The organism is Aureibacter tunicatorum, assembly GCF_036492635.1.
GTDB lineage: Bacteria > Bacteroidota > Bacteroidia > Cytophagales > Cyclobacteriaceae > Aureibacter > Aureibacter tunicatorum.
In genome coordinates this window covers 2,016,774-2,039,465 of sequence record NZ_AP025305.1, presented here as the reverse complement: position 1 = coordinate 2,039,465, position 22,692 = coordinate 2,016,774, and the positions used below count along the sequence as shown (strand labels likewise).

20 protein-coding genes are annotated in these 22,692 nt (G+C 37.0%); 14 read left to right on the top strand and 6 right to left on the bottom strand.

All coding sequences use genetic code 11. The features are described from left to right. Nucleotides 1-36 precede the first annotated feature (36 nt). Genes argC through argH form a run of 6 tightly spaced genes read left to right on the top strand, consistent with a single transcriptional unit; the run spans nt 37 to nt 6,301 of the window. Entirely contained in the window at nt 37-1,014 is a 978-nt protein-coding gene (argC, locus tag AABK36_RS08755; RefSeq protein ID WP_309939517.1) for an N-acetyl-gamma-glutamyl-phosphate reductase, read from the top strand. A gap of 9 nt (nt 1,015-1,023) precedes the next feature. After that, nucleotides 1,024-2,151 carry an aspartate aminotransferase family protein gene (locus tag AABK36_RS08750; protein ID WP_309939516.1) on the top strand — a complete coding sequence of 376 codons (1,128 nt, stop codon included), beginning with the start codon at nt 1,024-1,026 and terminating at the stop codon, nt 2,149-2,151. Nucleotides 2,152-2,156: 5 nt separating this feature from the next. Then, on the top strand, nt 2,157-3,098 hold the full coding sequence (locus tag AABK36_RS08745) for an N-acetylornithine carbamoyltransferase (protein ID WP_309939515.1): 942 nt from the start codon (nt 2,157-2,159) through the stop codon (nt 3,096-3,098). A 5-nt stretch (nt 3,099-3,103) separates the two neighbouring features. Then, the gene (gene argB, locus AABK36_RS08740; protein WP_309939514.1) at nt 3,104-3,883 is read left to right on the top strand and encodes an acetylglutamate kinase; all 780 of its coding nucleotides are present in this window, start codon (nt 3,104-3,106) and stop codon (nt 3,881-3,883) included. A gap of 6 nt (nt 3,884-3,889) precedes the next feature. Next, the gene (locus tag AABK36_RS08735) at nt 3,890-4,957 is read left to right on the top strand and encodes a M20 family metallo-hydrolase (protein WP_309939513.1); all 1,068 of its coding nucleotides are present in this window, start codon (nt 3,890-3,892) and stop codon (nt 4,955-4,957) included. Nucleotides 4,958-4,966: 9 nt separating this feature from the next. Continuing rightward, entirely contained in the window at nt 4,967-6,301 is a 1,335-nt protein-coding gene (argH, locus tag AABK36_RS08730) for an argininosuccinate lyase (RefSeq protein ID WP_309939512.1), read from the top strand. 42 nt (nt 6,302-6,343) lie between these two features. On the opposite strand, the gene AABK36_RS08725 is transcribed toward argH, so the two are convergent. The 5 genes from AABK36_RS08725 to AABK36_RS08705 all read right to left on the bottom strand — a co-directional run bounded on the left by AABK36_RS08725 (nt 6,344) and on the right by AABK36_RS08705 (nt 11,843). Further along, entirely contained in the window at nt 6,344-6,697 is a 354-nt protein-coding gene (locus tag AABK36_RS08725; RefSeq protein WP_309939510.1) for an arsenate reductase family protein, read from the bottom strand. Then, nucleotides 6,698-7,390 carry an NRDE family protein gene (locus tag AABK36_RS08720; RefSeq protein WP_309939507.1) on the bottom strand — a complete coding sequence of 231 codons (693 nt, stop codon included), beginning with the start codon at nt 7,388-7,390 and terminating at the stop codon, nt 6,698-6,700. Between the two features lie 7 nt (nt 7,391-7,397). Next, the gene (gene lpcA / locus AABK36_RS08715; RefSeq protein ID WP_309939506.1) at nt 7,398-7,976 is read right to left on the bottom strand and encodes a D-sedoheptulose 7-phosphate isomerase; all 579 of its coding nucleotides are present in this window, start codon (nt 7,974-7,976) and stop codon (nt 7,398-7,400) included. 56 nt (nt 7,977-8,032) lie between these two features. Beyond that, nucleotides 8,033-8,905: an ACP S-malonyltransferase gene (gene fabD / locus AABK36_RS08710; RefSeq protein WP_309939505.1), complete on the bottom strand. Its 873-nt coding sequence runs from the start codon at nt 8,903-8,905 to the stop codon at nt 8,033-8,035. A gap of 103 nt (nt 8,906-9,008) precedes the next feature. After that, nucleotides 9,009-11,843, bottom strand: coding sequence for a T9SS type B sorting domain-containing protein (locus tag AABK36_RS08705; protein WP_309939504.1), 2,835 nt, complete (start codon nt 11,841-11,843; stop codon nt 9,009-9,011). Nucleotides 11,844-12,297: 454 nt separating this feature from the next. On the opposite strand from AABK36_RS08705, the gene AABK36_RS08700 reads away from it, so the two are divergent. The 4 genes from AABK36_RS08700 to AABK36_RS08685 all read left to right on the top strand — a co-directional run bounded on the left by AABK36_RS08700 (nt 12,298) and on the right by AABK36_RS08685 (nt 17,080). Then, on the top strand, nt 12,298-12,981 hold the full coding sequence (locus tag AABK36_RS08700; protein WP_309939503.1) for a succinate dehydrogenase cytochrome b subunit: 684 nt from the start codon (nt 12,298-12,300) through the stop codon (nt 12,979-12,981). 31 nt (nt 12,982-13,012) lie between these two features. After that, a complete protein-coding gene (locus AABK36_RS08695) occupies nt 13,013-14,947 on the top strand; it encodes a fumarate reductase/succinate dehydrogenase flavoprotein subunit (protein ID WP_309939502.1) in 1,935 nt (644 codons plus the stop codon). 61 nt (nt 14,948-15,008) lie between these two features. Next, nucleotides 15,009-15,761, top strand: a complete 753-nt coding sequence (locus tag AABK36_RS08690; protein ID WP_309939501.1) for a succinate dehydrogenase/fumarate reductase iron-sulfur subunit — start codon at nt 15,009-15,011, stop codon at nt 15,759-15,761. Nucleotides 15,762-15,868: 107 nt separating this feature from the next. Then, complete coding sequence (locus AABK36_RS08685; RefSeq protein WP_309939500.1) at nt 15,869-17,080, top strand: potassium/proton antiporter; 1,212 nt, start codon at nt 15,869-15,871, stop codon at nt 17,078-17,080. Here AABK36_RS08685 and AABK36_RS08680 read toward each other — a convergent pair. Beyond that, on the bottom strand, nt 17,070-17,207 hold the full coding sequence (locus AABK36_RS08680; protein ID WP_309939498.1) for a hypothetical protein: 138 nt from the start codon (nt 17,205-17,207) through the stop codon (nt 17,070-17,072). The genes AABK36_RS08685 and AABK36_RS08680 overlap by 11 nt on opposite strands. A gap of 119 nt (nt 17,208-17,326) precedes the next feature. On the opposite strand from AABK36_RS08680, the gene AABK36_RS08675 reads away from it, so the two are divergent. The 4 genes from AABK36_RS08675 to AABK36_RS08660 all read left to right on the top strand — a co-directional run bounded on the left by AABK36_RS08675 (nt 17,327) and on the right by AABK36_RS08660 (nt 22,684). Then, entirely contained in the window at nt 17,327-18,067 is a 741-nt protein-coding gene (locus tag AABK36_RS08675; protein WP_309939496.1) for a glycosyltransferase family 2 protein, read from the top strand. Between the two features lie 13 nt (nt 18,068-18,080). After that, nucleotides 18,081-19,793, top strand: a complete 1,713-nt coding sequence (locus AABK36_RS08670; RefSeq protein WP_309939495.1) for an ArnT family glycosyltransferase — start codon at nt 18,081-18,083, stop codon at nt 19,791-19,793. 534 nt (nt 19,794-20,327) lie between these two features. Next, entirely contained in the window at nt 20,328-21,872 is a 1,545-nt protein-coding gene (locus AABK36_RS08665) for a GMC oxidoreductase (RefSeq protein WP_309939494.1), read from the top strand. 2 nt (nt 21,873-21,874) lie between these two features. Next, a complete protein-coding gene (locus tag AABK36_RS08660) occupies nt 21,875-22,684 on the top strand; it encodes an SDR family oxidoreductase (RefSeq protein WP_374709124.1) in 810 nt (269 codons plus the stop codon). Nucleotides 22,685-22,692 lie beyond the last annotated feature (8 nt).

Genomic DNA, 22,692 nt, shown 5'->3' with positions numbered 1-22,692 from the left:
TTGACGGCACGCTTAACAGACTTAGACATTGAAAATATGATCAATATTGGAATCATGGGAGGAGCTGGCTATACTGCCGGCGAGCTCCTTCGCATACTTTTAAACCATCCGCTTGCTATAATTAAATTTGTTCACAGCAACAGCAATGCAGGCAAACCGATAAGCCATATCCACCAAGACTTAATCGGATCAACTGAACTAGCTTTCACTGATGAAATCCTTGGGGACATAGATGTGGTTTTCCTTTGCATGGGACATGGCCATAGTAAAAAGTTTTTGCAAGAAAACTTTTTAGACAGCAAGGTAAAAGTCATTGATTTAAGCAATGAGTTCAGACTCAAAGACGATGCACAATTCCTTGGAAATACATTCGTATATGGATTGCCCGAAATCAACCGAGAAAAAATCGCTCAAGCCTCACATATTGCCAATCCCGGTTGCTTCGCTACAGCTATTGAATTAGCATTGATGCCTTTAGCTCAAGAACAGTTATTAAATTCGGACATCCACGTCCATGGTATTACCGGATCAACAGGAGCTGGGCAAAAACCTGGCGCTACTACGCATTTCAGCTGGAGAGATTCAAATGTTTCCATGTACAAAGCATTCACTCATCAACACCTTGACGAGATCAATGAATCCCTTCATCAAACATCAGGGAGAGAAAATGGACGCATCTACTTCCTTCCAATGAGAGGAAATTTCACTAGGGGAATATTCGCTAGCGCTTATATCAAATGCGACAAAGATGAAAAGTGGCTAATTGACCTTTATCATGAATTTTACAAGAATCATCCGTTCACTTGGGTTTCCGAACTTGATATTCATGTTAAGCAAGTTGTCAACACAAACAAGGCGCTCTTGCATGTCCATAGACATGATGATATCGTAATGATAACATCAGCCATCGACAACCTACTCAAGGGAGCTTCCGGCCAAGCTGTTCAAAACATGAACCTCATGTTTGGACTTGAGGAAACAACTGGACTTTTATTCAAAGGGAATCTTTTTTAGCAATTTCATATGGAACTCTATAATGTTTACCCCTTGTGGGATATCACTATTGAAAAAGGACACGGCACTCATGTTTATGATACTGAAGGCAAAGAGTATTTAGACTTTTATGGTGGACACGCTGTGATAAGTATCGGGCACAGTCATCCCAAGTTTGTGAAAAGCATCCAAGAACAAGTCGCCAAGCTCGCATTTTATTCAAATTCAATACAAAATCCACTTCAAGAAAAGCTTGCTTCAAAACTAAACCAAGCTTGTGGAATGGATGACTATCAGCTTTTTCTTTGCAATAGTGGAGCTGAAGCCAATGAAAACGCATTAAAGCTCGCATCTTTCGAAACAGGTCGCAAAAAAGTCATTGCCTTTGAAGGAGCTTTTCACGGCAGAACATCAGCCGCAGTCGAAGCTACTGACAATCCAAAGATTATCGCTCCTATCAATGACAACAACAATGTCATCACTCTACCGCTAAACGATAAAGAATTGCTGGAGCAAGCGTTAATGACAAAAAAATACGCTGCGGTAATCATCGAAGGAATACAAGGTATCAACGGCATCACAATTCCAGACAATGATTTTCTTAAATCTGTCGAGGAACTTTGCAGAAAATATGACTCAAAATTAATTCTTGACGAAGTGCAGTCAGGATATGGAAGGTCTGGAAAGTTCTTTTCTTTTCAACATGCCGGCATTCAACCTGATATTATTACAATTGCTAAAGGAATGGGCAATGGCTTCCCAATTGGCGGTGTCTTGATTCATCCAAATATCAAGCCTTGGTTTGGCCAATTAGGAACAACATTCGGTGGAAACCATTTGGCTTGCGCCGCAGGAAACGCTGTTCTGGATGCGCTCATGGAAGAAAACATGATTGAAAACGCTCATAAAATGGGCGAATACTTTCACCTTAAAGCATCTGAGATAGAAGGCATACAACAAGTCAGAGGCAAGGGCTTGATGTTAGGATTAGAGTTTAATTATCCAGTAACGGAATTAAGAAAAAAGCTTCTTTTCGAATCAAAAATTTTCACTGGAGCTTCCAAGCAAAACAATATCATGAGGATATTGCCTCCTCTCAACATAGAAAAAGGCCATATTGACTATTTCCTTAAAGAACTCTCCCAATACTTAAGCTAATGAATATGAAAAATTTCACAAGTGTTACCGACGTTGAAGACCCAATAGCTTTAATCAAAAAAGCTGCATTGTGCAAAAAATCTCCTTTTGAAAATGACCACTTGGGCAAACACAAAACACTCGGCCTTATTTTTTTCAACCCTAGCCTTAGAACCAGATTAAGCACTCAAAGAGCCGCTTACAACTTGGGGATGAACGTCATTGTCATGAATATCGACAAAGACAGTTGGAAACTTGAATTTGAGGATGGTCAAATAATGAATTCTGATAAAGCAGAGCATGTAAAAGAAGCAGTTGCGGTCATGAGCCAATATTGCGACCTACTTGGAGTTCGCACTTTCCCAGGATTAGTCAATAGAGATGAAGATTATTCTGAATTTATTTTAAATCAATTCATAAAATACTCAAGCGTTCCAATCATAAGCTTGGAGTCTGCCACACTCCATCCTCTTCAATCATTAGCCGACATGCTAACCATTGATGAATTGAAGATTGTAAAACCAAAAATTGTCCTTACTTGGGCTCCTCATATAAGAGCCTTGCCTCAAGCAGTTTCCAATTCATTTGTGGAATGGTGCAAGGCAAGCCAAGCTGACATCACCGTCACATGCCCTGAAGGATTTGAGCTATCTCCAGAATTCATGGAAGGCGTGAAACTTGAGCATAATCAAAAAGAAGCTTTTAAGGGTGCTGACATTATTTATGCTAAAAACTGGTCTTCATTCAATGACTATGGAAAGATCGGTCAGAATTTGGACCACTGGATTGTCGATCAAGAAAAAATGAATTTGACAAATCAAGCCAAGTTCATGCATTGCCTTCCCGTACGCAGAAACTTAGTAGTATCTGACGAAGTGCTTGACTCTTCCATCGTAATTGAAGAAGCGAATAACAGAACATACGCGGCACAAGCTGTATTGCAAGAATTCCTTACGTCAATGAAATAAGAAATATGGAACAATTGAAAATAATCAAAATTGGAGGCAATATCATTGATGACGAGAATGCTTTAGAATCTTTTCTAAATGATTTCTCTAAAATCCATGGCAAGAAAATATTGATACATGGAGGAGGAAAAATAGCTACCAAAGTCAGCCAAGCTCTCGGAATTCAAACTCAAATGCATGAAGGAAGAAGAATCACATGCAAAGACACTATTGATGTAGTTACCATGACTTATGCGGGACTTATCAATAAAAAAATCGTCGCTGAACTTCAAAAATATGATTGCAATGCTATCGGACTTACTGGCGCGGATGGCAATCTAATTCCTTCAATCAAAAGACCGGTTAAAGATATTGATTATGGATTCGTGGGAGATGTCAAAGAAGACAAAATCAACACAAGCTTATTGCAGCTTTTTATCAGCAAAGAAATTTGTCCCGTTTTTTGCGCGATAACTCATGATGAAAACGGCCAACTTCTGAACACGAACGCCGACACTATCGCCGCTACCATAGCCAAATCACTTTCAAAGGTATACAATGTTGACTTAATATACTGTTTTGAAAAAAATGGCGTATTGGCTGACATCAATGATAATAATAGCGTGATAAAAAACATCACTCCTGAAAACTTTGATAAATTAAAATCTGAAGGAATAATAGCAAATGGGATGATACCAAAACTTTCCAATGCTTTTGATGCTTTAGATTATGGAGTCAATCGTGTGATCATCAAGAATGCTCAATACATTTCTGATGACAGCGGCACTTTTATCACGCAAAATTGAAGCATTATGGATAAGGATAATTTTCTAACCAAAGAAGCTGTCAATCTGCTTAAAAGCATGATCGCCATTGCATCCTATTCAGGAGACGAACATCGTGTGGCAGATTTGATAAAAAACATCCTTGAAACAAGTAATATTGAATACAAATCTCAAGGGAATAATGTCTGGGCGCATAATAAGCACTTTACACAAGGAAAGCCCACGATTTTATTAAACTCTCATATTGACACGGTAAAGCCTTCCAAATCTTGGACCAAAGATCCTTTTACTCCAATTATAGAGAGCGGAAAACTTTACGGGTTAGGCTCGAACGATGCCGGGGCTTCGCTTGTTAGCTTGCTTGCCGCATTTAAATATTTTCATCATGACGATGAGCTAAATTTTAATCTAATCTTCGCCGCTACAGCGGAAGAAGAAGTTTCGGGACCTAATGGCATCGCTTCAATCATTGAACAACTTGGAGCAATCGACTTTGCTATTGTAGGAGAGCCTACCAAAATGAATCTAGCCATAGCTGAGAAAGGCTTAATGGTCATCGATGGCGAGGCAAAAGGGATTTCGGGGCACGCAGCAAGAGAAGAAGGTGAAAATGCGATCTATAAAGCGTTAAAAGACATTGGTTGGCTTCAAAACTATTCATTTGACAAAGAATCTAATCTCTTAGGGCCTGTAAAGATGAGCGTTACTCAAATAAATGCGGGAAGCCAGCATAACGTAGTGCCTGACAGATGCGGATTTGTAATAGATGTTCGCTCAAACGAGCATTATTCCAATAGGGAAATATTCGAAATGCTGCAAAAAAACACATTATCGGAACTAAAAGCCAGATCTTTCAGGCTTAACTCTTCAGGAATGTCAGCAAACCACCCATTTGCAAAAAAAGCAATAAGCCTTGGCTTAGAAACTTTTGGGTCTCCTACTCTGTCAGATCAAGCGCTAATACCATTTGTATCTGCGAAAATAGGACCTGGTGATTCCGCAAGATCGCATACAGCGGATGAATATATTCACTTGAGTGAAATAGAAAAAGGCATCGACACATACATCAATTTATTAAAAGATTTTAAACTCTGATTTTTTGAAATGAAACTTTGGGATAAAGGATATCAAACCGAAAATATAGTAGAACAATTTACAGTTGGCAAAGACAGAGAACTGGACATTCATCTAGCTCCTTTTGATGTGTTGGGTTCCATAGCGCATGCGACAATGCTAGAAAGCATTGACCTGTTAACTGAAGACGAGCTTTTCAAACTGCAGAATGAGCTAGTAAAAATATTCAGGGAAATTGAATCAGGGAAATTCGAAATTGAAGAGGGATGTGAAGATGTTCATTCTCAAGTTGAGCTTATCTTAACTAAAAAACTAGGTGATATTGGCAAAAAAATCCATTCTGGAAGGTCTAGAAATGATCAAGTATTAGTGGATTTGCAACTGTATGTAAGATATCAAATCGAACAAATAGTCAATCTATCAGAAAAACTTATCCACAAGCTCTTGGAACTAAGCGAAACACATAAAGATGTGTTGATTCCGGGCTATACTCATTTGCAAGTTGCTATGCCTTCATCTTTCGGTCTTTGGTTCGGCGCTTATGCTGAATCATTGATTGATGACTTATTGCTTTTCAAAGCGTCCTACGACACCGCCAATCAAAACCCGTTAGGGTCAGCCGCTGGCTATGGCTCCTCTTTTCCATTAGACAGAAAAATGACGACTCTTCTGCTTGGCTTCGAAGATCTCAAATACAATGTCGTCGCTGCGCAAATGGGCAGAGGAAAAGTAGAGCGAAACATGGCTTTTGCGATGAGTTCTATAGCATCGACCATGGCTAAAATGTCTATGGACACTTGCTTGTATATGTCTCAAAACTTTGGCTTTTTAACTTTCCCTGACGAATTGACAACTGGTTCGAGCATCATGCCTCACAAAAAGAATCCTGATGTTTTTGAATTGATAAGAGGCAAATGCAACAAAATTCAATCACTGCCTATTGAACTCAACATGATTATCAATAATCTACCATCAGGATATCATAGAGACTTGCAAATGGTCAAAGAAGCATTTATTCCCTCCATTGAAATGCTCAAAGACTGTATAGAAATGGCGGAATTTATGTTTGACAAGATTATTATCAATAAAGACGCTATCAAAGATCCTAAATACGATTACATATATAGCGTTGAAAAAGTCAACGAAAAAGTTCTACAAGGAATCCCTTTTAGAGAGGCATATAAAATGATCGGGCAAGATATTGCCGAAGGGAAATATCAACCTGACACAGAAGTAAAACATACTCACGAAGGCAGTATTGGGAATCTTTGCAATGACAAAATCAAAGCAAAATTAGATAAGGCTGTAAAGTCATTTGACTTCATCACAGCCAACGAAGCATTGCAAAAGCTGTTGCTTTTATAAAAATCAAGCCCTTCTAGATGCAACTAGAAGGGCTTGATTTTACTATGAATTAACTTTAGCAATCAATGCTTCAACATTCTTTTTCGAATTCCCTACAAAAATCTCCCCATCGATAATCGCCACAGGTCTTTTCAAAAAAGTATATTCATCCATTATATATTTTTTATAATCTTCCTCAGCAAGTTTCTGATCCTTCAAACCCAATTCAGCGTACTTTCTTGCTCTTCTGCTAAACAATGCCTCATAGCTACCACTCAAACTATGCATTTCCTCTATTTCATTTTCGCTAATTGGCATTGACTTAATTTCTCTAAGCACTAAATCCTTAGTATCAATCTCTGACAAAATTCTCTTACAAGTAGTGCAAGTAGATAAATAGTATATTACATTCTCCATTTATAAAGCTAATTTCGTTTTGACATCATTTATATAATCCGCATACTCGAAAGTTGAAAAAGCATCACCAACTATCATTTGCGAAGTGCTTACCGTTTGATGAGTTTCTGTTTTCATAAAAATATCAGGATTATGCATGCTTAAATGAAACTTCATTATTTCATCTTTTGAAGGAATATGACCTGAAAACTGTTTTTCAAAGGCTTTTATGCGTTTGAATTGAGCCAATTCATCATACAAAGTTACCGAAGACCAAATATGATTTTCATTCAAAGCAAGTTCTTTATAATACTTTTCTTTACCATCCCACCTAAACTCTCCTAAGCTTGATTGATTTGAATGCCTGAATAATATCAAAGTAAATGGTTCAACTCCATTCAAGTCAACAGTATCTATAAACTCACGATCTGTCGAAGTCTCAAGAACCTCCAAGACTACTGTCCCTCTGCTCCGCACATAATCATCTCTTTTCTCGTGCTTTTCGAAAGCACCATTCAACAAACAAACACTTAAATCAATCGATGTAAAGATCCAAGACCCTTTTCCTTGAGGATCAATAGGCACTATAATTTTTTTTCCGTCTATTGTTTTTTCCTTCGGAAGCACAGCAATAGCCCTTCTATAACTTTCATCTCGATTATGAGTCAATGCAAACTCTCCATTTTCCAATGCGAAAAAAGTAGCAGTACACATAAACAATTTATTTCATTAATTTCTCAATAGTCAAAATCATAGTATGAATGATCTTGATATGAACTTCCTGAACCCTGTCAGCAAAGCCAAATGAAGGGACTCTAATTTCCAAATCAACGGTACCGGCAATCTTGCCTCCATCCTTGCCTGTCAATGCGATCACTTTCATTCCTTTTTTCTTCGCGGCTTCAATCGCATTTATAACGTTCTTGGAGTTCCCACTCGTAGAAATACCAAGAAGAACATCATTTTCATTACCCAAGCCTTCCACATATCTGGAAAAGATATAATCGAAACCATAATCATTTCCAACACAAGAGATATGGCTAGGATCAGAAATTGCGATTGCAGGCATTGCAGGTCTATTCTCTCTAAACCTTCCGCTCAACTCTTCTGCAAAGTGCATAGCATCACAATGAGAGCCACCATTACCGCAAGAAATAACTTTGCCTCCGGCTTTAAATGACGCTACAATAATCTCAGCTGCTTCATAAATTCTATGAAAATTATCTTCATCATTTATAAAACTAGTCAACACTTTTGAAGCCTCTTCAAACTCAGACTTAATCTCATTAATTTTATCCATAGCAAAAAAATAAAAGGCAAATGCTATATGCATTTGCCAAGTCAATATTATTCTAATTACAAGCTAGAAACTTCAGTTGCTCTTGAAATCTTCTTTACAAGACCTTGCAATACTTTACCAGGTCCAGACTCAACAAAAGATGTAGCTCCATCCGCAACCATATTTTGCACTTGTTGCGTCCATTTTACTGACCCAGTCAACTGAGCTATCAAATTCGCTTTGATCTCATCAACATCAGTTGATGGCTTTGCGTTCACATTTTGATATACTGGACATGCTGGTTGATGGAATGTAGTACTCTCAATCGCCTCAGCCAACTCTACTCTTGCCGGTTCCATTAAGCTTGAGTGAAAAGCTCCTCCGACTGGCAATGGCAAAGCTCTTTTGGCTCCTTTCTCTTTAAAAACTACGCATGCTTTTTCAATGCCTTCTTTTGAACCGGATATAACTAACTGACCTGGACAATTGTAGTTTGCTGGGATGATATCACTATCAAGTTCTTTGCAAATGTCTTCAACTACATCATCTCCCAAACCAAGAATTGCTGCCATGCCACCAGGATTTGACTCACAAGCTTTCTGCATAGCTAGAGCTCTTTTTGAAACCAAGCTCAAACCATCTTCGAATGATAGAGTTCCATTAGCTACCAAAGCAGAAAACTCTCCCAACGAATGACCTGCGACCATATCAGGCTTCAAATCTTCCTCAACCAAAAATCTTATCACTGAGTCCAAAAACACTGCCGGCTGCGTCACTTTTGTTTCTTGCAACTCTTCTTTTGAGCCTTCGAACATTATTTTTGTTATATCAAAGCCTAGTATTTCATTCGCTTTATCAAAATACTCTCTAGCCTTTTCCGACTTTTCATACAAATCCTTGCCCATTCCTGAAAACTGAGCTCCTTGTCCTGGAAATACGTATGCCTTCATAGTTTTACTGTTCTATAATCTTAAAAAACCAAAAATAGAACAGTATTGTAAATATCCCAAATTTATCCGTCTTACATTATAAAAGACTGTTCGATAAGTAAACTTACCTTACTAGATGCACCCATCCTTTAAACAACTGAGTCTGCTTATTTGGATCTATAACATCAAACTCAACTTCAAGCAAATAATAGTAAACGCCAGATGGCAAATCGTTCCCAGAATTCGTTTGACCATTCCAATCAATATAAACTCCAGACAAATCGGTATCATCCTCATTGACCACGTTCTCATATTCGAATTGCTCTACACCATTTCTATTGTAAACTTTAAAAGACAAGCTTTTCACGAACCTTGGACATCTACCTTCGCTACCGCCAAACTCCTCGCCAAATGGCCTGAACTTCTCATTGATAGCATCACCATTTGGAGTGAAAACGTTTGGAAGTTCATAATAAGGACAATTGTCAATACACACCGTATCTGTTGGATCGCTCAAATTCCCCGAGAAATCTTCCGATTTAATGTAATAACACCCTGCCAAAGAATTATTTCTAGTATGAATAAATGAATCTTCGACACTATACCCTATCATTTCAAATGGTCCTTCAGAATTTCTTGAATAAAATACTTGGTACCTCATAAAGTCCTGCAAGCACCTTGCGCTAAAGTCCGATTTCCATGTCAATATATTTTCGATACCGTTCAGATCTCTACACGGCAAACTGTTTAGCACATTCTCGCATCTATTTTCTTCCAAAGCGTTTGCTTGAACCGAAGATGGAGCACATGGCGGCAAGCCATCATCAGCCTTTCCGCATATTTCTTGACTTCTATTTAAGAGTGGACTGTCTATTTGTTCATTTTCATAACTTCCAACAGTCATTATTCTATAACAATACTCTTCATTAATATTAAGTCCTGCGTCCTTGCCAGTATCTGTATACTCAAATGGACTATTAATAACCATCACAGAATCGTATAAAACAAATTTGTCCAAATCGTCGCTATCCACTTTATTTCTATAGATACGATGATAAGGATGACTCTGGCTTTGATTTGTCCAAGGAACATCCGCATTCCAAAAAACAGTTATATTATTCGCCTTAGCCAACAAATTCAATCGAACACTGGATGCTTTAGCCGAAGCAGGCATTTCAACATTATTAGATGATTTAGCAACTACTTTATAAGTATAAATCTTATTTCTTGTATCCAATCCCTTATCTGTAAATATTAGTTCATCAGAGTTCTCCAGCACTGTTGTTTCTACCCCATCTTGATCTATTCGAATAAGAGTATATGCAAATGGTCCAGGGTACTTCTCTTCATCTGCTAAAAAAGGATCAACCCATTTTACAATTACCTCACCCTGGTCATCCGAAGTTGAATTTATATCTACATTCGTAATAATCGCAGAAAACTTCCCTCCATTTGGATTCTCTGTTCCATCAGGGTACTCATCCGGAACCTCGTCAATTGTTACGCATAATTCTTGAGAAGCATAACTCTTCCCTCCTTTTTGATCTTTAAACTCAGCAACCAAACGATAGCAATAATTGGCTCCGAAATTAATATCCGAATCCAAAAAAGAAATAACATTCTTTCCATTTACCTCTCCAATTTTCTGATATCCTGAACTTTCCGGAATTCCTATCTCGCAATTATCAGGATTAAAGTCATAAGAGCCTATTTTTCTATAGATATTTATAATCGGTTCACGATCAACATCAAAAATATTAGAGTCATAATAATTCTCCCATTTCAAACTTACATTCACCAGTTCCTCAGAATCTTTAACAGCGATTAACTCCGCCTCCATAAAGTTTGGAGCTGGAGCTACTACAGTAATATTCCATGTTTCAAAATTCGTCAACTTGGGCCTTCCATCATCAGTGATTTTAAACCTTAAAGCATATGGCTCATCTCTAACATATGACATTGGAGGAATCCATTTGAATTCGGCCTCTGCCTTCACAGGCTGAAAATAAGCAGGACTCGGCGAAAACTCAGGTTTGTATTTAGTTATAAAGCTTTCATTCAACAAATGTCCAAATGCTTCGATTTTCACATTGTCATTATCTATATCTGTCCCATATATCACCTTATCCAATACTTCTTCAGCAGTTACACAAGTATCACTTGGGATTTCAAGTTCTGGTCTATTATTATCAGAGTCTTCTACTAAAATCTGCATATCTCTAGTCACATAACCCATAGAAAACCATGTTTCTGCTTCAGGAATCCAGCGCCATTCGTAAACTCTAAATGCGATATTATACTCTCCTATCCTGCCTGGAGAATTCCATGTCAAATCCCCATTAAGCGGATTAATGTTGAAAATAGCAGGCTTTCCGCCTCCTTCTTTCTCTCCATTAAACTCATCATCATTTGGGAATCTATAATTGAAAACATCTCTATCTCTATCTTGCTTATTAACAACAATCTCGTATGACAAACTATCGCCGTCAGGATCCCATGCCCCAGGATTATGAAAAAATTCGATACCAACAGCAGCTTTATCTATAGGTGGTATCGATAACTGCACAGTCTCATTACAGCCAATAAATGGATCAATTATAATTTTGGTTTCAATGTAAAAAGGCGTATTCACTGAGTTGTTCATGTTCACAACACCTGCGTTCCTATTGAATTCTTTAAAAGAGATTATAAATTCTCCCGGACTTGGAAATGAATGCACAATCTCAAAAACAGTCACAGCGACTTCATCACCCAAGTCATTTTTGACAACAAACTCATCAGTGGAAAATGCATGCTTCTCCGATCCATCGCCAAAGTCGATCTCTCCTCCCCCAAACTGAACATCTGATCCTGTGTCAGTATAACCAATAATTTTCAACCTATAAGTATAAGAAGAACAATCTATAACTTCAGCTATAATCTCTCCAGCTCTAATATGTGTGGCATAACTTTCTAGCACAGAAATACACATTAGGCAAACAATAAAAATATATTTAAAAATATTACTCCTTTTCATGCGGAAACAAATAAGATTTAATCTATTGGTTAAATATAATATATCAAAAATTATGATAACAACATTGCATAAATCAATAATTAAATAATTTATCCACAGCTGAAATGTTCAAATATAAACAAAATTTTATTTCATTTTATTTTTCTAAGTTTTTGAATAAAACCAATAGCTCCTTTTACTTCATTAATGAAATATCTATTTTGAAACTACTGATGTGAACATTTAGTATAAAGCTAAGTTTCATGAATGGATTTGAGTCATATGACAGTCCAACTTATTTAGAATAATTTAAAATTAGACCCAATATGATGCGACTCATTGTTTTGAGTCAAATTGAGTCATAAATTTGAATTGAAATTAGATAATATAAACAATTTTATTTACACAAAAACTAAACATGAGTAAGGTTAAACAAACATTTTCGGTGACATTAGGCCGTAAGATTTGGATGGCTCTTACAGGGTTATTCCTGATCACATTTTTGGTGATTCACCTACTGGGAAATCTTCAATTATTCGTTAATGATGGGGGACAGGCATTTAACCTTTATTCAGCCGCCCTAGCAGCCAATCCGCTAATCAAGACAGTAGCTTACGTCCTGTATTTCAGCATCATAGCTCACGCCTTGATTTCTTTGATTCTTACTAATCAAAACAAGGCTGCAAGACCAGTTGCATACGCTACTGTTGATGCTAAAGCCAACAGTAAGTGGAGCTCAAGAAACATGGGAATTCTAGGAACAGTAATCCTGATTTTCATTGTTTTGCACATGGCTCAGTTTTGGTACAGAGCAAAGATCAGCAATGATTTGCCTGTTACGACAATCGACGGTGTTGAGTACAAAGATCTTTACACAATCGTTGTTGCTGCTTTTAAACAGCTTTGGATTGTAGCTGTTTATGTTATTTCGATGATTTTCTTAGGGTATCATCTTAATCATGGATTTCAAAGTGCCTTCCAAACTTTAGGATTGAATCATCCTAAATACACTCCTATCATCAAGGCGCTAGGTACAATCTTCTCGATTGTAGTTCCTTTTGGATTCGCTATTATGCCAATCTACGTATACCTTTTTGTTTAAATGATTAATCATTCCTAAAATCATTAGAGACATGATATTAGATTCGAAAATTCCTGAAGGCCCATTGGCTGAAAAGTGGAGTAAACATAAATTCAATTTAAAACTGGTTAACCCAGCGAATAAAAGAAAGTACGATGTTATAGTTGTTGGTACTGGTTTGGCTGGTGCTTCTGCCGCTGCGTCATTTGCAGAATTAGGCTATAATGTAAAAGCGTTTTTCTATCAAGATTCAGCAAGAAGAGCTCACTCCATTGCTGCCCAAGGTGGTATCAACGCTGCGAAGAACTATCAAAACGACGGTGACTCGATTTACAGACTTTTTTACGATACTATCAAAGGTGGTGACTACAGAGCTCGCGAAGCGAATGTATACAGACTAGCTGAGGTATCGAACAGCATCATTGATCAATGTGTGGCTCAAGGTGTGCCTTTCGCAAGAGAGTATGGCGGTTTGCTTGATAATAGATCATTCGGTGGAGCTCAGGTTTCGCGTACATTCTATGCTCGTGGTCAAACGGGACAGCAGTTATTGCTAGGTGCTTATAGCGCACTTTCAAGACAAGTTAACAAGGGTAAAGTAAAATTATGCCCTAGAACTGAAATGGTGGAACTTGTAAAAGTTGATAACAAGGCAAGAGGTATCATTTCTAGAAATATGGTTACTGGAGCTGTTGAAGCTCATAGCGCGCATGCAGTAGTATTAGCGACTGGTGGATACGGAAACGTGTTCTTCTTGTCAACAAATGCTATGGGATGTAATGGTTCTGCCGCTTGGAGAGCTCACAAACAAGGTGCTTTGTTTGCAAACCCTTGCTTCACTCAAATTCACCCTACTTGTATTCCTGTTCATGGAGATCAACAGTCAAAGCTTACTTTGATGTCTGAATCATTAAGGAATGACGGTAGAGTTTGGGTTCCAAAAACTGTTGAGATGGCTCAAAAGATCCAAAAAGGAGAATTGAGACCTGAAAACATTAACGAAGAGGACAGAGACTATTACTTGGAAAGAATTTACCCTTCATTTGGTAACTTGGTTCCAAGAGACGTTGCTTCTAGAAATGCCAAAAAAGTTTGTGATGCAGACAGAGGAGTTGGTTCAACTGGACTAGCAGTATACCTTGATTTCGCAGATGCAATCAAAAGAGATGGCGAGGATGTGATCAGAGCGAAATATGGAAACTTATTCCAAATGTACGAAAAGATCACCGCTGATAATCCTTACAAAACTCCAATGATGATCTATCCTGCTGTTCACTACACTATGGGTGGACTTTGGGTTGATTATAATTTGATGACAACTGTTGATGGTTTGTTTGCAATCGGAGAGTGCAACTTCTCTGATCACGGAGCTAACAGACTAGGAGCTTCAGCCTTGATGCAAGGTCTTGCCGATGGGTATTTTGTAATTCCTTACACAATCGGAAATTACCTAGCTGAAATGGCTTACACGAAAGTAGAAACAAGCCATCCTGAATTCACTAAAGCCCTTGATAGCGTAAAAGAAAGAATCAACAAACTTCTTTCTATCAAAGGCCAAACTTCTGTGCTAGAATTCCACAAGAAATTAGGAAAAATCATGTGGGACAAATGCGGTATGGCTAGGAACGCTCAAGGTCTTCAAGAAGCAATCAAAGAAATTCAAGTTCTTAGAAAGAACTTCTGGGAAGATGTAAAAGTACTAGGAACAAATGAAGAGCTAAATATGTCGCTTGAAAATGCGCTAAGAGTTGCTGACTTCATGGAACTAGGTGAATTGATGTGCAAGGATGCTTTAGTTAGAGAAGAATCATGCGGTGGTCACTTCAGAGAAGAGCACCAAACTGAGGAAAACGAGGCTAAGCGTGATGATGAGAACTTCACTTTCGTTTCCGCTTGGGAATACAAAGGGGACAATAACGAACCTGTACTTCATAAAGAAGAGCTAATCTTTGAGAATGTAAAACTTACTCAAAGAAGTTATAAATAAAATTAGGAGAAAGGTTACTTTCTCCTTTAAGGATTTAGTTAACAAACCAAGTTATTAAGACATGGATTTAACACTCAAAGTTTGGCGTCAAAAAGACAGTAAGAGCAAAGGACAGTTTAAAGAATATAAAATATCGAATATTTCTGAAGGATCATCATTTTTAGAAATGCTAGATATACTTAACGAGGATCTAGTTGCTAAGAATGAAGATCCTATACATTTTGACAGTGATTGCCGTGAAGGTATATGTGGTATGTGCTCATTGTTCATCAATGGTCGTCCTCATGGACCTGAGGAAGAAATCACAGTTTGCCAGTTGCATATGAGAACATTCAACGATGGCGATACAATCACTATCGAACCTTGGAGAGCAAAGGCTTTCCCTGTTTTGAAAGATCTTGTAGTTGATAGAAGCTCGTTTGAAAGAATTATTCAAGCTGGTGGACACGTAGGTGTGAACACAGGAGGAATTCCAGACGCTAACGCTATTCCTATTCCTAAGGAAAAAGCTGATTTGGCTATGGATGCTGCTGCTTGTATCGGTTGTGGTGCTTGTGTAGCAGCGTGTAAAAATGCATCTGCAATGCTATTCGTTTCTGCTAAAGTTTCACAATTAGCTTTATTACCACAAGGTAATGCAGAAAGAACACGAAGAGTTACTGCAATGGTTAATCAAATGGATTCTGAAGGTTTCGGCGCTTGTACTAACACTGGTGCTTGTGAAGCTGAATGTCCAAAAGGAATTAGCCTAAGCAACATTGCAAGAATGAATAGAGAATACTATTCTGCAAAAATCGGATCTAGACAAGATTAATATTAAATTTGAAACGTTAAAAAAAGCAACGAGCTCTCGTTGCTTTTTTTATTTAATAATATTTCAACAAAACTCACTTCTAATATCTTTATTATTAAAAAGATACATTGGAATATAATCTCACCGAAATACTTTTTGTAAGCTCATTGCTTCTTCTGATTAGCATACTGATTAGCAAACCCTCCACAAACTATGGAATACCTTCACTTTTGGTATTTCTTGGCATTGGCATGTTATTTGGCAACGGAGGCAAATACGATTTTTATTTCAACGCCCCCAAGTTTTCTGAAGCATTAGGCGGTGTAGCTTTATCATTTATTCTTTTTTCAGGAGGTCTTGAAACCAGATGGACATATATAAAAAACATTCTACCTGAAGGAATTAGCTTGGCAACTATAGGAGTCTTTCTGAGTGTGTTTATAGCAGGTTCTTTAATTCATATCACGACTCATTTTACATTTATTGAAAGTCTTCTAATTGGTTCTATTATATCTTCTACCGATTCAGCAGCGGTATTTTCAATTATGAAAACCGGAAAATTCAGATTAAAAGAAAACATAACAAAAACATTGGAATTGGAATCCGGATGCAATGACCCTATGGCCTATTTTCTTACAATAAGTTTCTCTAAAATGATTATGAATGGATCAAACAACTTTTTAATCCTATTTCCTACTTTTTTAATTCAAATGTCAATGGGCTTTATCATCGGCATACTTTTCGGCAAATTATCATTATACATACTTAAAAATATTAATCTAGCCAATAAAGGTTTATACCCAGTGCTCATGATCTCCTTGGTTACTTTAGCCTTTTCTTCAGCTAACTTTGTTCAAGGAAGCGGCTTTTTGGCTGTATACATTATGGGCATAATTATTGGAAATGGCGATTTCTCCGAAAAATACGATATCATACATTTTTTCCAAGGAGTCTCTTGGTTCATGCAAATCACAATGTTCCTAGTTCTTGGATTACAAGTTTTTCCTAACCAAATGCTTCCATTTTTAGGTAAAGGTTTATTGATCGCCGGAATAAGTCTGTTTATAGCAAGGCCTCTCTCTGTATTCAGCGTTTATGCCTTATCAAAAGCCTCATGGAGGAAAAAAACTTTCATCTCATGGGTCGGACTCAAAGGAGCAACTCCAATAGTATTTGCTATTTACCCAGCAATACTCGGACTCAAAAATGCCGATGACATCTTCAATATTGTCTTTTTCGTCGTATTAGCCTCCGTGCTTATCCAAGGATCAACTATAAACTTGTTGGCAAATAAACTCAAGTTGATAATAACAGAAAGCAATGAAACCCTTAAGGAATAACCTCTTCCTGAGCATCGTTTATTTGTCCTGGAAACTTCGTCTTGGATGAAATATCAATCATTACGATCAATATAACCACCATAAAAATTATAAAGCCAATAAGCAATAGTATCTTGTTTTTTTTCATGATATACTTATAAATATTCCAATAATGCAATAATACGCTTTTTCTCAATAATATTGGACTATTAAAAAATTTATTCGATATATTTGTTCGCATAGATTTTTTAATTCTTATTATCAACCATGTATAAACACAAAAAAGTAGTTATTGTATTGCCAGCTTATAACGCTGCGAAAACATTAGAAATCACATATAATGAAATACCTTTCGACCTAGTGGATGAAGTTGTTTTGGTAGACGACCATAGCTCTGATAATACATCAGAGGTTGCAAAAAAACTAGGCATAGTACATATAATCACTCACGAAAATAACACAGGGTACGGAGGAAATCAAAAATCATGTTATAATAAAGCGCTTGAGCTTGGAGGCGACATTATCATCATGCTTCATCCTGACTATCAATACACTCCAAAACTTCTTACAGCAATGATTTCCATAATCGGAAATGATGTATATCCAGTAGTTTTTGGGTCTCGAATTCTAGGCAAAGGCGCATTGAAAGGTGGAATGCCAATATACAAATATATAGCAAACAGATTCTTGACATTCACACAGAATGTACTGATGAATCAAAAGCTAAGCGAGTACCATACTGGCTACAGAGCTTTTTCTGGAGAAGTCTTAAAAAGCGTTAATTACAATATGTTATCCGACGATTTTGTTTTTGACAATCAAATAATTGCTCAAATTTGCAATAAAGGATATGATATTGCTGAAGTTACCTGCCCGACAAAGTATTTTGAAGATGCTTCTTCAATCAATTTGAAAAGAAGCACGATTTACGGTCTTGGTGTTTTAAGCGTTTCAATGCAATATTTCCTGCATAATATCGGTTTAAAGAAATACAAATACTTGAATTAACACCTTCTTTTTGATGTCACTTTCAACAATAACAAAAAATCAATCGAAAACTGAAGAAACCTCCTTTTTTGCAAAGTATAAAGTTCAGTTAATAATCGCATTGATTTCAGCTGTCTTTTATCTCCCTTTTCTAGGTGGTGTTCATCTATTCGATTGGGATGAAATTAATTTTGCGGAAATATCCAGAGAGATGGTTATAATGGGCGAGTACCTAAAAGTCCATGTAGACTATGAGCCTTTTTGGGAAAAACCACCATTATTTTTCTGGTTGCAAGCTTTATCCATGCATTTGTTTGGAATAGGTGAATATGCGGCGAGATTTCCAAATGCTATTTGCGGAATAGTAACACTTGTGGTTCTGTTCAATATTGGGAAAAAATTAAAAGACCAATTGTTTGGCATATTATGGGCCGGAGCATATTTTGGTTCAATATTGCCTGCGCTATATTTCAAAAGTGGAATTATTGACCCTTGGTTCAACCTTTTCATTTTGCTAGGAATGTACAATTTAATATTAGCCTATTGGAAACAGAAAGAGATTGATGTTCTGGTTTTAAATAGAAAACCAATTTACTATGCCGTATTAGGTGGTTTCTACACTGGTCTTGCTATGCTAACCAAAGGCCCTGTTGCGATCCTTATCATAGGCCTTTGTTTCGGAGTTTACTGGATAATGCAAAAATTCAAGTTATTCATTTCTCCTAAAAGCGTGTTTACCTTTATTTTAATCAGCTGTCTTACCGCTTTATCTTGGTTTGGAATAGAAACGATCATCAACGGTCCTTGGTTTGTGGAAACTTTTGTAAAATACCAGATCAGATTGTTTGAAACAAAAGACGCGGGACATGGCGGCTTCTTCGGTTATCATTTTGTAGTGATTTTAATAGGTTGTTTTCCTTCATCTATTTTCGCTTTAAAAGGAATGATGCAGAAGAACTTCAGCACATTTTATGAAAAAGATTTTAAGATATGGATGAATATTTTGCTTTGGACAATATTGATCTTATTCACAATAGTACAATCTAAAATTGTTCATTATTCATCAATGGCCTATTTCCCATTGACCTATTTAGCAGCCTTAAGCGTTTACGAGATTGTAAATAAAAGAGAGCATTTAACTGGATGGATGAAAAACATGCTTTATGCCATAGGCGGATTAATCGGTTTTATTCTATTCATTACACCTCTTGCATACATGAATATTGACAAGATCAAGCCTTTGATTAAAGATAAATTCACATTAGCCAACTTAAACGCTGATGTAAGTGTAAGTGGAATTGAATCCCTTTCAGGAATTATCTTAATCGCCAGTATAATCATTTGCATATATCAAATCAATAAACAAAAAGAACTAATCGGATTCGGAGTACTTTCTATTGGAACAGCTTTAACATTGCAGCTTGGTCTGATATTCTATATTGCAAAAGCTGAAAAAATATCTCAAAATGCCGCTGTTGAATTCATCAAATCTCTTGACCATCGAAATAGCTATGTAGTAACTAAAAAATATAAAAGTTACGCACCTTTTTTCTACTCTGAAATGATCCCTGAAGATCGCCATGAAAAGTATTCCAGAGATTGGTTGCATTACGGAAAAGACATAGACAAAGATGTGTATATCATCACCAAAATACACAAACAAGAACAATTTGAAAAAGAAATTACTGACGCCATTCGTATTGGAGAAAAGAATGGATATGTCTTTTATAAAAGAGAAGCTAACTAACATTTTACAAAGGCATGAGTTTTATTTCAAACTCATGCCTTTATGTTTAAAATTATACAACTATCACTAGCTTTAGTAATAAGCGTATTAATCATCACATTACTATCGGAAGTCATAGAATTCATAAGCATATTGCTAATAAGCAATGAATCCGCGAATCAATTGAGCACAAGTCCTCATTTATTTTACAAAATTCGTAACAGTTTTGATTTTTTAATCTACAAAGCCTTTTATAGCTTCTTTGCTTGTTTGATCGGGGGCTATGTTGGCACTTGGATTTTCGATTCCAATGAAAAACTGGTTTCAATATTAATCATAACTTTCTATGGTATCATTCTTTACTCAACTTTGATTATTGGCTCCAAGAACTTCCTCCCTCCTATTGAATATAGCATAATACTTTTTATTTGTTCTTCATCAGCTATCTACATAGGATCCCAAATACGCAAACATAAAGCACCTGTATCTTTATAATTCTATAGAATAAACATCTGTTAATCATTGTGAGTTAAGAAGTTAACTAATACAAATACGATGAATAAAGATTACGATGTAATAATAGTAGGGACCGGTGCAGGCGGTGGAACACTATTACACAAATTAGCAAAAGAGAATCCAAACCTTAAGATTTTAATTCTTGAAAGAGGCTCCTTCCTACCTAGAGAAAAAGAAAACTGGAATTCAATATCCGTATTTCAAAATGACCGATATCACACCAAAGAAAAATGGTATGACAAAAATGAAAATCCTATTCATCCAGGCACTGGATATTGGGTAGGAGGAAATACTAAAGTCTATGGAGCCGCATTATTCAGACTTAGAGAAAATGATTTTAACGAAGTCAAACATCAAGACGGAGTTTCTCCCGTTTGGCCGTTAAAATACAGTGACTTCGAGCCATATTATGACGAAGCGGAAAAGCTATACAATGTACACGGATTGCAGGGTATTGATGCTAGCGAGCCAAGAATTAAAAAATACCACTACCCTCCTGTGCAACACGAAACTAGAATACAAGAAGTTCATGACAAACTTAAGGATAAAGGACTTAATCCATTTTATATTCCTTTAGGCGTCAAGCTTAATGAAGAAAATGAACTTGAAAGCCAATGCATCAAATGCAATACTTGCGACGGTTTTCCATGTCTGATTCATGCAAAAGCTGATAGCGATATCAACTGTGTCAGACCAAGTCTTAAAAAAGACAACATTACTTTAATAACAGAAGCAAAAGTAACAAAACTTCATACTACAACTTCAGGAGATACCATCAATAAAGTAGAATTCACAAAAGATGGAGAAATACAATTTGCGGAAGCGAAAATAGTTGTCGTTTCATGCGGAGCAATTAATTCCGCTGTTTTGTTGCTAAATTCAGCAAATGAAAAACACCCAAATGGTCTGGCTAACAGCAGTGATTTGGTTGGTCGAAACTTCATGAAGCATAACAATGGAGCTATTCTAGGCCTAAGCGACAAGCCTAACCCTACCTCATTTCAGAAAACTTTAGCAGTCAACGATTTCTATTGGGGTGATAAAGATTACAAATATCCAATGGGCCATGTACAGCTTCTTGGAAAGGTAGATAAAGACATGTTAGGTGCGGATGCTCCGTCATTTGCTCCAGGCTTTGTCCTTGAACAAATGGCTACCCATTCAATTGACTGGTGGCTAACCAATGAGGACCTTCCGGATTTGGAAAATCGTGTCTTTACAAAAAATGGAAAAATACATTTGGTTTACAAAGACAATAATCAAAAATCATTTCAAAAACTAATGGATAAATGGACTAAAATCCTAAAGTCTATCGATTGTGCCAACTATATTGTTCCGCATTCCTTGTATTTTAAAAAGAAAATTCCGTTGCAAGCTGTTGGCCATCAATGCGGCACAATGAGATTTGGTGAAGATCCTAAAGAGTCCGTCTTAGATGTTAACTGCAAAGCTCATGACTTAACTAATCTCTATGTAGTTGATGGAAGTTTTTTCCCTTCCAGTGGCGCTGTCAATCCATCACTTACGATCATTGCCAATGCTCTTAGAGTAGCTAAACATATTTCACAACATTTCAATTCATAAAGATGTCCATATCAGGTGTATTATCAGGCCAAGTTGCTTTGGTCACAGGAGCAAACTCAGGCATAGGAAAAGCTGTTGCTATTGAATTAGCCAAAGCTGGAGCCAAAGTAGGAATAAATTATATCGCTCAAGAAGAAGCCACTCAAGCCGTTTTAAAAGAAATATCAGACTTTGGTGGGGAGGCAATCGCGCTCAAAGCTGATGTGAGCAAAGAAGAAGAAGTCCAAAGTATGTTTCAAACTCTAAAAGTCCATTTTGGAGTCATTGACATACTAGTTAATAATGCAGGGATACAAAGAGACTCCTCCTTCGCTGAAATGACATTAGACCAATGGCAAATGGTTTTGAATGTCAATCTTACAGGTCAGTTTTTATGCTCAAGAGAAGCTGTTAGAGAATTTCTTCAAAAAGATCCAAATAAAACAAACTCCAAAGCAAGAGGAAAAATCATCTGCATGAGCTCTGTCCATGAAGTCGTTCCTTGGGCTGGCCATGCCAATTATGCGGCGTCAAAAGGAGGCGTTAAATTGCTGATGCAGTCCATGGCTCAAGAACTAGCTCCTCAGAAAATCAGAGTGAACAGTATCGGACCAGGCGCGATCAAAACTACAATAAACTACTCGGCATGGTCAAATCCCGAAGCGGAAAAGGAACTGCTCAAATTAATCCCTTATAAAAGAGTTGGCGACCCCGTTGATATTGGCAAAGCTGCTGTATGGTTGGCTTCAGACGAGTCTGATTATGTCAATGGAGTTACATTATTTGTTGATGGAGGAATGACATTATATCCAGGTTTTACAACGAATGGTTAATAGATAAT

What these genes read in the sequence shown, in the direction of transcription:
- AABK36_RS08750 (WP_309939516.1), top strand. Translation starts at nt 1,024, where the DNA reads ATGGAACTCTATAATGTTTACCCCTTGTGGGATATCACTATTGAAAAA.
- AABK36_RS08660 (WP_374709124.1), top strand. Translation starts at nt 21,875, where the DNA reads ATGTCCATATCAGGTGTATTATCAGGCCAAGTTGCTTTGGTCACAGGA.
- AABK36_RS08695 (WP_309939502.1), top strand. Translation starts at nt 13,013, where the DNA reads ATGATATTAGATTCGAAAATTCCTGAAGGCCCATTGGCTGAAAAGTGG.
- AABK36_RS08735 (WP_309939513.1), top strand. Translation starts at nt 3,890, where the DNA reads ATGGATAAGGATAATTTTCTAACCAAAGAAGCTGTCAATCTGCTTAAA.
- argH (WP_309939512.1), top strand. Translation starts at nt 4,967, where the DNA reads ATGAAACTTTGGGATAAAGGATATCAAACCGAAAATATAGTAGAACAA.
- lpcA (WP_309939506.1), bottom strand. Translation starts at nt 7,976, where the DNA reads ATGGATAAAATTAATGAGATTAAGTCTGAGTTTGAAGAGGCTTCAAAA.
- AABK36_RS08665 (WP_309939494.1), top strand. Translation starts at nt 20,328, where the DNA reads ATGAATAAAGATTACGATGTAATAATAGTAGGGACCGGTGCAGGCGGT.
- argB (WP_309939514.1), top strand. Translation starts at nt 3,104, where the DNA reads ATGGAACAATTGAAAATAATCAAAATTGGAGGCAATATCATTGATGAC.
- argC (WP_309939517.1), top strand. Translation starts at nt 37, where the DNA reads ATGATCAATATTGGAATCATGGGAGGAGCTGGCTATACTGCCGGCGAG.
- AABK36_RS08745 (WP_309939515.1), top strand. Translation starts at nt 2,157, where the DNA reads ATGAAAAATTTCACAAGTGTTACCGACGTTGAAGACCCAATAGCTTTA.
- AABK36_RS08690 (WP_309939501.1), top strand. Translation starts at nt 15,009, where the DNA reads ATGGATTTAACACTCAAAGTTTGGCGTCAAAAAGACAGTAAGAGCAAA.
- AABK36_RS08700 (WP_309939503.1), top strand. Translation starts at nt 12,298, where the DNA reads ATGAGTAAGGTTAAACAAACATTTTCGGTGACATTAGGCCGTAAGATT.
- AABK36_RS08675 (WP_309939496.1), top strand. Translation starts at nt 17,327, where the DNA reads ATGTATAAACACAAAAAAGTAGTTATTGTATTGCCAGCTTATAACGCT.
- AABK36_RS08720 (WP_309939507.1), bottom strand. Translation starts at nt 7,390, where the DNA reads ATGTGTACTGCTACTTTTTTCGCATTGGAAAATGGAGAGTTTGCATTG.
- AABK36_RS08725 (WP_309939510.1), bottom strand. Translation starts at nt 6,697, where the DNA reads ATGGAGAATGTAATATACTATTTATCTACTTGCACTACTTGTAAGAGA.
- AABK36_RS08680 (WP_309939498.1), bottom strand. Translation starts at nt 17,207, where the DNA reads ATGAAAAAAAACAAGATACTATTGCTTATTGGCTTTATAATTTTTATG.
- fabD (WP_309939505.1), bottom strand. Translation starts at nt 8,905, where the DNA reads ATGAAGGCATACGTATTTCCAGGACAAGGAGCTCAGTTTTCAGGAATG.
- AABK36_RS08670 (WP_309939495.1), top strand. Translation starts at nt 18,081, where the DNA reads ATGTCACTTTCAACAATAACAAAAAATCAATCGAAAACTGAAGAAACC.